The organism is Agarivorans sp. QJM3NY_25 (genome assembly GCF_050870875.2).
Lineage (GTDB): Bacteria > Pseudomonadota > Gammaproteobacteria > Enterobacterales > Celerinatantimonadaceae > Agarivorans.
Genome location: NZ_CP194041.2, coordinates 755,891 through 769,596, shown reverse-complemented (window position 1 = coordinate 769,596; position 13,706 = coordinate 755,891). Strand labels below are relative to the sequence as shown.

Here is a 13,706-nt window from a genome sequence, read left to right as displayed (position 1 = left end):
CTCTGCGCAAGTCCCCAAGCGGTTTTGCTCATAAGGACATAGCATGAAATTTGTAACTTGGTTCCGGCGTTTCGAAGAAAACTTCATCGCCCTACTGTTGGTCTCCATGACGCTACTGGTATTTATCGAAGTGATCATGCGCTTTGTATTTAACTCTGGGATCCACTGGGTACAAGAGGTCACTCTCTATTGCTCCGCTTGGCTGGTCCTACTCGGTGCTAGCTGGGGAGTCAGAGAAGGCGCCCATATTGGGGTCGATGCCTTTGTCAGAATTCTTCCGCCCACCCAACGTAAACTACTCACGCTATTGGCCTTAGCTCTATGTTTATTCTATTGCAGCCTATTTATGTATGGCTCTTGGGTATACCTAAGCAAACTGCAACGGATCGGCATTGAAATGGAAGATTTACCGATTGAAAAATGGAAAACCATGAGTGTGTTATTTATCGGTTTTGTGTTGTTAGTGGTTCGATTTTTAGAGGTAGGTTGGAAGGTCATCACCAATCAACAAGATGGTTTCCACCTCGCAGACGAAGCCAAAGACAGCATGCACTTAGCTGACGAAATAGAAAAACAATAAGCATTACCGGCAAAGGATCTGACCATGACCACCTTCACTCTTTTTATCTTACTGTTTATTTGCATGATCATTGGTATGCCCATCGCGGTCGCCTTAGGTTTTGCCAGTATGACCACCATTTTACTGTTTTCCAATGACTCCTTGGCATCAGTCGCTCTAAAGCTATTTGAAGCAACCTCGGAGCACTATACGCTGCTTGCGATCCCCTTCTTCATTTTGTCATCGGCATTTCTCTCAACTGGGGGAGTGGCGCGACGGCTGATTAACTTTGCAATGGACAGTGTCGGCCATATTCGTGGTGGACTGGCCATGGCTTCGGTGTTGGCCTGTATGTTATTTGCCGCGGTATCGGGCTCCAGTCCCGCCACCGTGGCAGCGATTGGCTCCATCGTGATTGCTGGCATGGTACGCTCAGGCTATCCTGAGTCCCTCGCGGCAGGTGTTATCGCTAATGCCGGTACCTTGGGTATTTTAATCCCCCCCTCGATTGTCATGCTGGTCTATGCTGCCGCCACCGAGGTCTCGGCGTCACGCATGTTTATGGCTGGCTTCATCCCTGGGCTCATGATGGGCAGTATCTTAATGCTCGCCATATACGTAGTTGCAAGGATCAAAAATCTTCCGGCGCAGCCCTATCCCGGCTGTCGCCAATGGGGGATATCGGCGCTCAAAGCCACGGGCGGTTTAATGCTGATAGTCATCGTGCTGGGATCCATTTATGGCGGTATCGCCAGTCCCACCGAAGCGGCATCGGTCGCGGCAGTCTACGCCTTCTTAGTCTCGGTTTATGGCTATCGTGATATTGGGCCGCTCAAAGGTCAGGCCTGGCGAAACCAAGGGGAGAGCCTGTCTAAAGCGATCGCTCGCAATGTTTGGTTATTGCCAATCAGCATCTTCAAATCGGTGAACAATCAAGAGGTTCGCCACGTGCTCAAGGACGCAGCTAAAGTAAGCATCATGTTGTTATTCATCATTGCCAATGCGATGTTGTTTGCGCATGTGCTTACTACCGAGCGCATTCCGCATATGATCGCCGAATCGATCGTCGCTTATGGCTTACAACCCTGGGCATTTTTAGTGGTAGTGAACATTCTGTTACTGATCGCTGGCAACTTTATGGAACCTTCGGCCATCTTGCTAATTATGGCTCCGATCTTGTTCCCAATCGCCACTCAACTGGGGATCGACCCAATCCATCTGGGCATCATTATGGTGGTCAATATGGAAATCGGCATGCTCACGCCACCGGTAGGACTCAATCTGTTTGTCACTGCTGGAATTACCGGTAAAAGCATGGGCTGGGTGATTAAGGCCTGTCTGCCTTGGTTAAGCTTACTGCTGCTATTTTTAATGCTGATTACCTACATCCCACAGATATCGCTGTTTTTACCCGAATACTTCGATCGCATCAATGGCTATTAATCAAACAGGCCTGCAAATGCAGGCCCTATTATTACTCAGTGATTATTCCATGCGCCGCTGTCGCCGGCGTAAGGCATCGTTAAAGCGACGTTTAGCCACTTCAGTGCGTGGTTCGAGTGGCGGAACGTTAATCGAATGGCCTTTATCATCGACAGCCACCATGGTGAAGAAGCACGAATGAGTATGCCGCACGGTTTGTTCTTTCAGATTTTTGGCTATCACCTTAATCCCGATCTCCATCGAGGTTCGGCCAGTATAGTTAACAGAGGCTAAAAAAGTGACAAACTCGCCAATCTCTACCGGATTCTTAAATAACACCTGGTCCACCGACAAGGTCACTGCGTAATGTCCGCAATACTGGATCGCGGTGGTATAAGCCACTTCATCCAACTTTTTTAACATTGACCCGCCATGCATCTTTCCTGAAAAGTTAGCCATCTCAGGGGTCACCAAAATATTCATCTCTGTTTGTGAATTATCCATCATATTCCTCATCTCTTTCTGCCAAACCCTTTCGTCGGCGGTAGGGAATTACGGGCAAAATAATTCACCCGAGTTAATCTGTTTTTAAACCGTGTTTTTCAAATAAAGAATATAAGGTAGGTCGTGTCACGCCTAATAAACTAGCAGTATTTGAGACATTGCCATCACTTAAGGCCAAAGCCTTATTAATCGCCAATTTCTCTGCTGCTTCTCGAACATGGCGTAGGTTTAAAGCCAGCTTCATCTCCTCTTCATCACCCACCGATAAGGCCAAATCCTCAGCAGTAATTTGCTTGTTATCAGCCATGATCACTGCTGATTTAATTTTATTTTGCAACTCACGAATATTGCCGGGCCAGCGATGATGACTGAGAGCGGCGATGGCATCGTCACTAAAATTATTAATGTTTCGCTGCATCTGCTTGTTGTAGTTTTGCAAGAAAGCGCGCGCCAGCAGAATCACATCTTCACCGCGTTCCCGCAAAGGTGGAATATTAATGGTTATTTCGCTGATCCGATAAAACAAATCTTCACGAAACTCTTTTTGTTCTACCATTTGCGATAAGTTTTGGTGAGTCGCGCAAACGATTTTCACATCCACAGGAATTTCTTTACGCCCACCAACACGCTCAACCACTTTCTCTTGCAAAAAACGTAATATTTTCGCTTGTAGTGGATAAGGCATATCACCAATCTCGTCAAGGAATAAGGTGCCACCATTGGCACATTCAATCTTCCCTTCAGTGGTTTTATGAGCTCCAGTAAAGGCACCTTTCTCAAAACCAAATAGCTCACTTTCCAACAAGTTTTCAGGGATCGAGGCACAGTTTATCGCAATAAAGGGCTTCTCTTTACGGGGGCTTTGCTGATGAATCGCCCTAGCCAAGACCTCTTTACCAGTGCCGCTCTCCCCTAATAGCAGCGTGGTGACTTCCGTTGGCGCAATCCGTTCCACCATCCGACACACTTTTTGCACTTGAGGGGAATTACCTAAGAAGCCATTGCTATCCAGCGATGCGCCTCGCAAGGTTTCATTTTCAAGCTCAATGTTTGCCACCCACAGGGCTCGGGCAATAATCACCGACAGCGTGTCATCGTCAATCGGTTTATGATAAAAATCATGAGCCCCCATCGCGATTGCCTTTAAGGCATTGTCTTTATCTTCATTCCCTGTAATCACAATGACCTTAAGCTTAGGATTAAGCTCTAGCATTTCTTTCAAGGTTGCTAAACCTTCACTGGCATTGGCTTCATCCGGTGGCAAACCTAAATCTAAAGTGACCACTTTAGGCTCATAGCGCCTAAGTGCGGTAATGGCCTGATGACGATCACCAGCTATCACCACTTGATAATCACTAAAGCTCCACTTCAATTGCTTCTGAATACCAGGGTCATCTTCTACGACTAATAGCGTTTCCATGTCATCTCATCCATTTACTTATTAGTAAGCCCGCAGACTTAGTTAAATCTTGTGAATCGGTAAAAATAGCTTAAATAAGCTACCTTCGCCCTGTTTACTTATCACTTGGATATGTCCACCCAATTCTTCGACGAAACGTTTGGCATCGTAAGCGCCCACCCCCATACCAGCATTTCCCTTAGTTGTATCAAAGGGTTTAAACAAGCGATTGTCAATAAAATCAACACTCATACCTACGCCTTTATCTTCAACTTCGACCAAACAAGTTTGCGCTTGCAAAGATGCGCGAAGCAAGACCTGACCACTCTCATCACTGGCATCTTGGGCGTTTTGAACCAAATGTGAGAGTACGTTAATGAAGCGTTCTTGATCTCCAACCAATTCAAAATCGGATCCAATTTGATAATCCAGCTCCGGTGCTGGTAGGTTACTCACCTTAACCTTTAAAACTTGCTGCAATGCCCGAAGCAGATTAAATGGTGCAACCACAGTATCAATACGTTGTTTATTACTTAAATGCGCAACCACCTTTCTTAAGCGACTGGCAGCCGAATCGACCGTGTCAAAGGCATCGTCGATAAACTCAGGATTATGTTTATGCTTAATGGCATTTTTTGATAACAATTGCAGCTGCGCTAATACGTTCTTTAAATCATGTACCAGGTAGGCCGACATCCGGTTAAAGGTGTCGAATTGCTGACTTTCGGCCAACGCTAAGTTGGAACGATGAAGATTCAAATACACCGCTAACTGGCGGCTAATAGCACGCATTAAGTCGCGATCTTCCCAGTTTACACTATGGATCGAAGTGGGCGGAGATAACAAGATTGCCCCCTTAAATCCGGCAGCAGTACTGGTTGGAATAACATAGGCAAATTTAGTAATTTGCTGCAAATCCAGAGTCGAAACCTTAAATGGAACGACACTAGGATCGGCTTTTAATTCCGCAATATCAACGATCCATTGATGCTCGATAGCTGCCATACCAAGGTGTTCCAAACAAGCCAAAATCTGTGAATCATCTTCTCTTAGATTATAACTAGCCTTGACTATAAATCGCCCATTTTCCACGATGGCTAAGCTAGCAAAATGACAATCGAAGGGCTGGTTAATCGCTTTAAGCGCAATCGCATAGGGCGAGATACCGTCATCTTCTAACACCGCAGCAAACTTCATCCATTCTTCACGATACTCATATTTATTGGCGAAGAAGTGCTTTGTGATCTGAACCTTAAGCTGCTTACGCAACTTTTCCGATAAAAATAAACTCACCAGTACCAACACGCTTAAGGCAAAAAAACCATTCTGGGCAATACTTCCCCAGTCTCCTCCCTCATAACGGAGGTAATAGCCAACCAGCGCCATCATTAGCAGGTAAGCCCCGGCAACTAACAGTAGAGTGCTGTGATAAATCACATCTCGTGAGACATAAATTTTAGTCGACCAACGCTTGACCCGACGCGCACTTAGCAATACCAAAGGGGCGGCCAAAATTGCCACTAAGCCACGTAAGACCCAAAAATCAAAAGAAATACCTGAGGTGATTAACGCATTAGCATACAGTGAAAAATCGAAAGCAAACACGCTTCCCAAACCTAAACACATCGGTTTAATGGTTGGCCGAGCCGTGACATCGATACGTCGATACAACTGCTCAATTAGCCATAGACCCACCACTGCCTGTGACAATTGGCTAATCAGCCAAAACTGATTCAGTGGGACATGAAAAATAGCAGCCAACAACTGTAATAAGGCAATCACCAATAGACCAAGCAATACGCCTTTACGGCGCCAAGAACCTTGCAACAGATTACCAAAACTAAAGCGCGGCGCAATGGTTGCGTATAACAGCAACATCCATAGCCCGTTACGCAAGCTTTCCAAAGAATAAAAATAACCTAAGGCAAATGAAAAGCGCATTTGGGCGGCACCAAGAACAGCCCAAATAAAAGTAAAAAACACCGCTAAACTTAAAGCTTGCCGCTGAAAACCACTCTGCTTGGTCGTCAACAATAACAAGCTAAACAACAAATAAATTATTGCAGCTAAGCTATATCCGAATAGGCCTACAATTATACTCAATCTAAGTCATCCATCTTAGCCCTCAGGGCAGTTATACTGGGTGGTCATTTTAGGTTCGAGATGAAAACCTTTTAATCGCAGCGAACGCGATGTGGCATAATGGGGACAACTCATTCCGCAAAACAACGCGTCAAAAGCTTTAAGCCAAATATCTACTTAGCCATACCAGACTAAAGTGAATTGAATAATGGTTTACTCTCCATTGCGGCTTTGCAGGACTACACATCAAGCTCTGCCATTACGAGCCCTCATACTCCCTACAACATCCTGTGAGCAAATCAACGCTCACATTGGCCTTCATTTCAACGCAAGATAGAGCCTCAAAGCAAGATTGGGCCGCTCGCCAATAGCGATCCTTCATTCACAGCTAAATAGCCGACGCGAGAAGCGCCACTCCATAAAGGGAAAGTCAAATTAGCGACTTTCTCCTAACTCAACAATTTCTTTGCGTTTTTTCTCTATCATTTTGTCTAAGTAACGGATAATTTTAATCTTTCTCAGCACCACTTCTTCCAGATAACTAGACACATCTAATAGATTCGCTTTCATCTGTTGCTCACCAACGGCCATCACTGACACATCGGGAGAAGTTAAGCCATCGCTATATTGGCGACCTAGAACTTGATCAATATTCACACTTGCTTGCTGAGGTGGCGTGCCCTGAAGCGATCCAGACAATTCGCCGCCCATTTCTTCAATGACTGCAGCCACATCCTTGGAACCAATGGTATGCAAATCTTCCAAAAATGCGTATAAAAATAAGCGGTCGGCAAAAATATTGATCTTCCGAGGAATACCTTTGGTAAAGTCGGCAATCTGAACAAAAATATCGTCATCTAATTGTGGGTTTTGTTGCCAACCCACTTGTTTGAGTCGATGTAAAATATATCCCTGAGTTTGTTCGGCATCAAAGGCCTGTAAATGGCAAGAAGCAATGATCCGTTGCCGAAACTGTTCCATTTCGGGTAATTCAATAATTGGTTTTAACTCTTCTTGCCCAAGCAAAAAACTCTGAAACAAGGGTTTATCATCTAATTGAAAATTAGACAGCATCCGCAACTCTTCAACGGTTTCTGCTGGTAAGTTCTGCGCTTCATCGACTACCAATAACGCGCGCTTCCCTTGCCGATGCAAGCTCAGTAGATACTGCTCAAAGCGTTTTAAAATTTCGGCTTTATTTAAGCTTTCGACTTCAATGGAGAACTGAGCCGCGACTAAGCGGACTAACTCATCTGGACTGAGTCGGGTTGTAGCAATCTGCGCAGCGACGATCGATTCATCAACTGAGGCCAGTAAACTACGAGCAATGGTGGTTTTACCGGTACCAATCGGGCCCGTCACCACAATGAAACCCTCGCCTTGTGATAGCCCATAACGCAGATAAGAGATCGCGCGATCATGATGAGGGCTCGCAAAAAAGAATTTAGGATCAGGGCTTAGCTTAAAAGGTTTATCGCTTAAACCAAAAAAAGATTCATACATATTTAAAACTGCTTAGTAGCGTTAATTGAAACGCGATTTTCATTATAGTCACGGCCCTCAATACTAGAGCTACGACGAGTGAATTGATAACGATAAATTAGAGAAAAACCTTCGATCAGATCTTGAGTGAGCGACAAATTATAACGGCTATATTTATCGACTTGCTTACCTTTACTGATTCGCTCAAAGCGATAGTAATCATAATCAACTTTAAAAGCCGCTCGAAGCTGACGAGTTAACTTGTGATCTAAACCTAAGCCGACACCGTAAGTTTTATCCTGAATAAAATCAGTAAGCTCAGTCAAACTGGTTCGATCTTGGTGGCGAATTTCAAAATCGATGCCACTACGATGTAAGTCCAAAGCACTATTCCAGCGTAAAGTCTTATTTAATTTTTGCTCTGCAAGAATATCCCCTTCAACAAAAAACCGCCGGTCAAAACTAGTGGGTTCTTCTATGTAAGAAATATCGGTTTTAATCCGTCTGCGTTCATGCGAAAAGGTAAAGCTATAAGCATCACCATAAAACCGTTGACCATACTCAAATAGCAACTTGGTTCTGCGATTTGGCTGAAGATTCAGCGCTGCGCCGATATAGTCATCATTCTTTTCTCGCTCTAAAGAAAAATTATAGCTCACTTCGAGATAGCTTAATTGAGTTCGAAAATAACGAAGCGCGGGTCCCCAACTTTCAGACTCCCCGACCGTAGATGAGGCATTCACACCTTCGAGGTAGCTTTCGGCATAATAACGTAGAAAAGGACTAAATCCCGAGCGTGGTGGAAGACCCAGTTCGATTTTATATTTCAGAGTTTCGGTTGCAGCAGAATTAGCGCGAGCCTCACGCTTCGAATAAGCGGATTCAACAAGCCAAGTAACGTTCTTTACTTTCTGTCCATTCTTAAATAACAAAGCTCCCTCTAAATCATTGTTATTACCGCGGTCATCTTCATAACGATTAAAAGTAGAAAACACCGCCGTGTTCAAATCAATCCATTTACGAGGGTTAGATTTATATCCTAATGAAAGCTCATGTGAACTGCCTTGTATTAAATCACCAGTCACGACATCAGTTATCGCATTGTCATTAACCTTAGCAGGCATTATATACATCTTTGAGACAAGACCGACCGTAACACCAGTATTGCGGATTTTTTTTTCAGCCATAAAAATAAGATCGTGATACAGCTTATTCTTATCTGAATCGTCTGAATTGTAAATTTGCTCAGCTTGGTAGTCGAGCGTCAAACGACCATCATGACCAATAAATTCAGATTCGAGCCCCGCTGTAAATACACCGATTTGTCCTGATCGAGTCGCATCTTCAGTTAAACCAACATTGTCGGTATAAACCAGCTCAGCACTTAGCTTAGGAAGGAAGCTAAAATCTGCTGCCGACACCGACATCGATAAACCAACTATCAGCGCAACAACGATGCTAAGCGCTTTGTTCTTCCTCGTATCCATAGCCATATCCGTAGCCATAACCGTAAGTTCCTGTTTTACCGTGCACTGCTTTATTCAACACATAACCTATCGCCAATTCTTCACTAAATTGGGAAACAGCCGCCTTAATTGCGGCCAACTTCGTTTTGTCTTGTTCAACCACCACCACCGCCTGACCAATAAAATTAGACAGAACCACAGTTTCATTCACCCCAAGAATTGGTGGACTATCGAATAACACGACTCGGTCGGCATAACGACTATTTAACTCTTCAGTCAGAGCACGCATTTTATCACTTGCCAACAACTCGTTACTTAAGTGATGAGGCATTCCTGCCGGCATAATCCGTAAATTTGGGATATTGGTATGATAAATGACATCTGCAATATCATCCGTCTCGCCGAGTAAATATTCCATAAGGCCCATATGTTGGCCAATCCCTAAGGTTTTACTCACGGTGGGTTTCAATACATCCGAGTCAATCAGTAGTACTGTTTTATCTTTTTCCAAGGCTAAACTAAGTGCCAAATTAATCGAAGTAAATGTCTTCCCTTCGCCAGGGTTGGCACTGGTGACCATTATCAGATTACTTTTATTACGCGGTATCAAACTTGGATCAAATGCATTTTTCAATAACTTACGCTTAACGCCTCGATATTCATCACTAAGCATTCGAGTCTCTCGAGAACGAACATCGGATAACATCCCTAAGTTTCTTAATACACTTGAATCAATTTGCAATACAGCCTTTTCGCGAGGCCTTGCATTGGGTTCTTGATTCGGCGGATTCACATCCATGACAGAGTCTGGAGCTGCAGCATTATTCGACTGCTGATTTTGTTGGGCTTGTTTGGCCAACTTACCCATCGCTTTTTCTATGGTACTCATAAGATCCCAATGCCTCCCAAGATAGAAATAAGCTTATTGTGTAAGCCCGGAAGTAAATTAATGACCATAAACCCAACAAAACAACACAATAACAATATATTTGAAAATACAAATATACGCATTTTTTGCCTTTCGACTTTAATCAAACCAGAGCTGTCGGTGGCAGACACAACCCCGAGCACCGGAAAGCCAGTTTGCTGATATAGCTGCTGAATACTCGATACCACTGGATTAATCTGACTAAATGCCAGAGACAAACCAACACCGGCACCCAAAGCTAAAATCAGCACTCCAATAATAAGCAGTGGCCGCTTCGGTCCAGAAGGCTCTAATGGCACCCTTGGAGCGTCAATCACCCTAAACTTAATATCGTCGGTGGTCTTGCCCGCGCTCTCAGAAATCTGAGCACTTTCTCGGCGAGACAACAAGTCTTCATATTTCGACTTAGTAATCTCATAATTTCGATTCAAACCGGTGAGTTTAGCTTCCACATCAGGGACCTGGCGTAACTGGTCTTGTAGATCAGAAACATTGTCTTTATAGCGTTGTTCACGAACATTCAGCGAAGCCACTTCATTTTCCAACTGGCTCACGGTAATTTTCAGATCCTGATAAATCACCGAGTCGGAGGCAATCGCGGCAGGCGTCTGCGCAACGGTTAAAGCACTATCTTTCTGTTTCTGCAAGCCTGCAATTTGTCGCTTAACCTCGATAACATCTGGATGGTTGTCCGTATAACGCAGCAACATATCATCAAGTCGGGTTTGCATTGAGACAATTCGGTCATCGAACTCAGTTCTGACCTTAGCGGTTTGTTGAGATGCTAAACGTTCTTCACTAGCTAATTGAGCCCGAGCCGATGTTAACTTTGTCTCTGCTTCGCTTAACTGTAAACGAGTATCTTCAAGCTTCTTTTTTACCCCTTCAAGATTACTGTAATAAGTCGATTCTTTACCGGGCAAAAAAGCTGTGTACTCTTGCTTAAAAGCCGCGAGCCGTTTCTCTGCTTCAATCAGGCGCGTCTCATACTCTTCAATTTGCTGATTAATAAAAGAATTCGCCGTATCTGTATCCTGACGTTTTTCACCTAAAGTATTTTCAACAAATACATCAAGGGCAGCTTGCACTACATCACGCACATACTGTGGGGAGTCAGCTTCAAAACTAATGGTGTACAGGTTTTCTCGTTTTGTCTTATCAATGATTATTTTTTCTTTTAAATCATCGAGTAGCTCTTCATATTCAAGCTTATTGTTCACTCTTAAATCTGCGTCACTCGCGCGAACAATTTTTTCCAAATTACTTCTGCTCAACAGAGTTTTAACCATCATTTGCAATTCTTGAGCAGGGTCTGTTTGCAAGGCTAAGCCTTTCAGCAGTGGCTGTAACAAAGAGCGAGTATCCGCATATACTCTTGCTTCGGCCGTATACTGATTTGGCAACAAGGTCACAACAATCCAGCCAATAGGGCAAAGCAACCAAAGTGCAATAATAATATAACGTCGCTTCAGCCATACCCCTCTCAGGTACTGCAAAAAGTCCTCAATAAATTCCTGCATCTAAACCGCTACTCCGCCTAAAACCATGCTTCTGGGATAATAATAATGTCACCAGGCAAAATATCGACATTGGCGTCTATTTCTCCATCTTGAATCAATTTACCAACCGAAATACCGTAAGATCGTTGCTCTCCACTGACCACTCGAACCAAGCGAGCATTATCACCGTCAGCGAATTCAGTTAAACCGCCCACTTGGATCATCACATCCAGTAAGGTCATGTCTTCTCGATAATTGACCGCTTGTGGAGCAGAGGCTTCGCCGATTACCCGAACTTGTTCACTGAATGGGCCGACAAAACCTTCTACGGTCACGGTCACAATTGGATCACGGATATACTCAGCCAGTTCAGATTCGACTAAACGGGCCATCTCAGTTGTGGTTTTACCTGATACCTCAAGGTCTTCGACCAGCGGCGCTGACACTTTGCCGTCAGGGCGAACAAAAAAGGTTCCAGATATCTCGGGGTTGCGCCAAACAAAAATGTTCAGTTCATCGCCCGGACCGATCAAATATTTATATTCCGCGGGATTTTGAGTAAGAGAGGGTTTTACAGAAGCCTCTTGTAAATTAGGTAAAGAGCTTGAGCATGCAGATAGGTAAAAACCAACCACAATAAACGCAAGCGACTTGATAACGACTTTATTAAGTTTTTTCATAGCACTGTCCATTACGCTGAGTGTCCATCAAATAACATTGATTGAATAAATCCTTTTTCCCATGATAGTGCGCGAGCGCTCATCTTGTAAATCTATTGAGTTAAATAGTTTTGATATATCGATATTTATCGTGGTATTAAAACAACTGTAACGCTAAAGTAACATACTCATGAGTAACTATCTGAATTGCTATACAGGGGATTTTTGTAGCTCTACGAGCTAATCTCGGTATACTTGTTCGTCTAAAATTAATATCAATTAATTGGTTTCAAGGAAGAAGCGTGGCTGGTTCGAAGTTTCACAATCTAGATCCTGGTAGTAGAGTCATTATTATTGCCGAATTTTTAGTGCTCATCGTCATATTTGTGTTGGGCGTTGAATTATTGCGTTTTAGCGGGTTTGAGAATATCCCGCCATACGGGGAAGGCACTCTGCTGATGCATTTGCTGGCATTCACTTTCCCGATTCAACTATCGATCCTCTCGGTTGGCTTATACAACCAAAAAATACGCGAGACTTTTCGTGGCGTGATTCGCCGTTTGTTGGTGAGTATTGCTCTCGGCTATTTTATTTCCTCGGTTATTTACGTTGTAAGCCCATTAGAAGTATTACCCGGTAACTTTAGAGAGTTGCTGTATGCAGCAGTGATGATGGCACTAACGGTGGTTCGTTACTTTGCGCTTAAAATGCAATATGAACACATGGGGCGGAAGCGCATCTTGGTGCTAGGTGCCGGAGAGCGAGCCAGCATCATAGAAAAGCGAATGCGCCGCAAATCAGACCGAGTAAGCTTCGAAATGGCTGGATTTGTCCGCATGCCCGGTGACTCAGAAGATGGTATCAAGCGAGAAACAATTCTTGAGCTAGACCGCCCACTGGAGTCTTTTGTGCTGGCGAACGGCGTTGAAGAAATTGTGATTGCTGCCGACGAACGACGTGCCAATCTGCCTGTAGACAGCCTCTTCTTGTGTAAACTGCGTGGCGTAGAAATTACCGATATCATCGACTTTATTGAGCGAGAATCAGGACAAATTGCGGTGAACCTGATTTACCCATCTTGGGTGATATACAGTAATGGCTTTCACTCGACCAACTACTTACGTAGCTCTTTAGACTGGATTTGCAATACCTTCCTTGGGCTTATTGTATTGAGTCTAACCTGGCCTTTAATGCTAATTACAGTGGTAATGATAAAATTGGAAGAAGGCTTTAGAGCCCCAGTCTTATACTCACAAGAGCGGATTGGGCTCAACGGGAAGCCATTTAGTATCTATAAGTTTCGTAGTATGCGAACTGATGCCGAGAAAGATGGTGCGAAGTGGGCTGAAAAAGAAGATCCCCGAGTCACCCGAGTGGGTAACTTCATCCGAAAATATCGAGTTGATGAATTACCACAAATCTACAATGTACTTGTTGGTGACATGGGTTTTGTTGGGCCACGACCTGAGCGGCCGGCCTTTGTAAAGGAATTGGTATTATCGATCCCTTATTACAACCAACGACACAATGTTAAACCCGGGCTGACTGGTTGGGCACAACTTAAATACCCTTATGGTAGTACTGAAGCCGATGCCTTAGAGAAGTTAAAATTCGATCTATATTACATTAAGCATCGCAGCTTTCTTTTAGACCTTTTGATTCTGGTCAGAACTGCAGAGATCATTTTATTTGGTAAAGGCCGTTAA

At 44.0% G+C, this 13,706-nt stretch carries 11 protein-coding genes; 3 read left to right on the top strand and 8 right to left on the bottom strand.

All coding sequences use genetic code 11. From position 1 onward, the window contains the following. Nucleotides 1–43 precede the first annotated feature (43 nt). Nucleotides 44–580, top strand: coding sequence for a TRAP transporter small permease (locus ACRRSW_RS03465; RefSeq protein WP_432454602.1), 537 nt, complete (start codon nt 44–46; stop codon nt 578–580). A 24-nt stretch (nt 581–604) separates the two neighbouring features. Then, nucleotides 605–2,002 carry a TRAP transporter large permease gene (locus ACRRSW_RS03460; RefSeq protein ID WP_432454603.1) on the top strand — a complete coding sequence of 466 codons (1,398 nt, stop codon included), beginning with the start codon at nt 605–607 and terminating at the stop codon, nt 2,000–2,002. 42 nt (nt 2,003–2,044) lie between these two features. Here ACRRSW_RS03460 and ACRRSW_RS03455 read toward each other — a convergent pair whose 3' ends face one another. From ACRRSW_RS03455 to ACRRSW_RS03420, 8 genes are all read right to left on the bottom strand, one after another. Next, nucleotides 2,045–2,488: an acyl-CoA thioesterase gene (locus tag ACRRSW_RS03455; RefSeq protein WP_432454604.1), complete on the bottom strand. Its 444-nt coding sequence runs from the start codon at nt 2,486–2,488 to the stop codon at nt 2,045–2,047. Nucleotides 2,489–2,558: 70 nt separating this feature from the next. Continuing rightward, nucleotides 2,559–3,905, bottom strand: coding sequence for a PEP-CTERM-box response regulator transcription factor (gene prsR, locus ACRRSW_RS03450; RefSeq protein WP_432454605.1), 1,347 nt, complete (start codon nt 3,903–3,905; stop codon nt 2,559–2,561). Between the two features lie 42 nt (nt 3,906–3,947). Next, nucleotides 3,948–5,987 (bottom strand): XrtA/PEP-CTERM system histidine kinase PrsK, encoded by a 2,040-nt coding sequence (gene prsK, locus ACRRSW_RS03445; protein WP_432460883.1) that lies wholly within the window; start codon nt 5,985–5,987, stop codon nt 3,948–3,950. Nucleotides 5,988–6,401: 414 nt separating this feature from the next. Then, a complete protein-coding gene (locus ACRRSW_RS03440) occupies nt 6,402–7,469 on the bottom strand; it encodes an XrtA/PEP-CTERM system-associated ATPase (protein ID WP_432454607.1) in 1,068 nt (355 codons plus the stop codon). A 2-nt stretch (nt 7,470–7,471) separates the two neighbouring features. Then, a complete protein-coding gene (locus tag ACRRSW_RS03435; protein WP_432460882.1) occupies nt 7,472–8,953 on the bottom strand; it encodes a hypothetical protein in 1,482 nt (493 codons plus the stop codon). Beyond that, nucleotides 8,907–9,803: an XrtA-associated tyrosine autokinase gene (locus ACRRSW_RS03430; protein ID WP_432460881.1), complete on the bottom strand. Its 897-nt coding sequence runs from the start codon at nt 9,801–9,803 to the stop codon at nt 8,907–8,909. The genes ACRRSW_RS03435 and ACRRSW_RS03430 overlap by 47 nt, the downstream gene beginning before the upstream one ends. Continuing rightward, entirely contained in the window at nt 9,800–11,362 is a 1,563-nt protein-coding gene (locus ACRRSW_RS03425) for an XrtA system polysaccharide chain length determinant (protein WP_432460880.1), read from the bottom strand. Before ACRRSW_RS03425 ends, ACRRSW_RS03430 begins: the two co-directional genes overlap by 4 nt. A gap of 17 nt (nt 11,363–11,379) precedes the next feature. Further along, nucleotides 11,380–12,021, bottom strand: a complete 642-nt coding sequence (locus ACRRSW_RS03420; protein ID WP_432454611.1) for an XrtA/PEP-CTERM system exopolysaccharide export protein — start codon at nt 12,019–12,021, stop codon at nt 11,380–11,382. A gap of 281 nt (nt 12,022–12,302) precedes the next feature. Between ACRRSW_RS03420 and ACRRSW_RS03415 the strand changes: the two genes are divergently transcribed. Further along, nucleotides 12,303–13,706 (top strand): TIGR03013 family XrtA/PEP-CTERM system glycosyltransferase, encoded by a 1,404-nt coding sequence (locus tag ACRRSW_RS03415; protein ID WP_432454612.1) that lies wholly within the window; start codon nt 12,303–12,305, stop codon nt 13,704–13,706.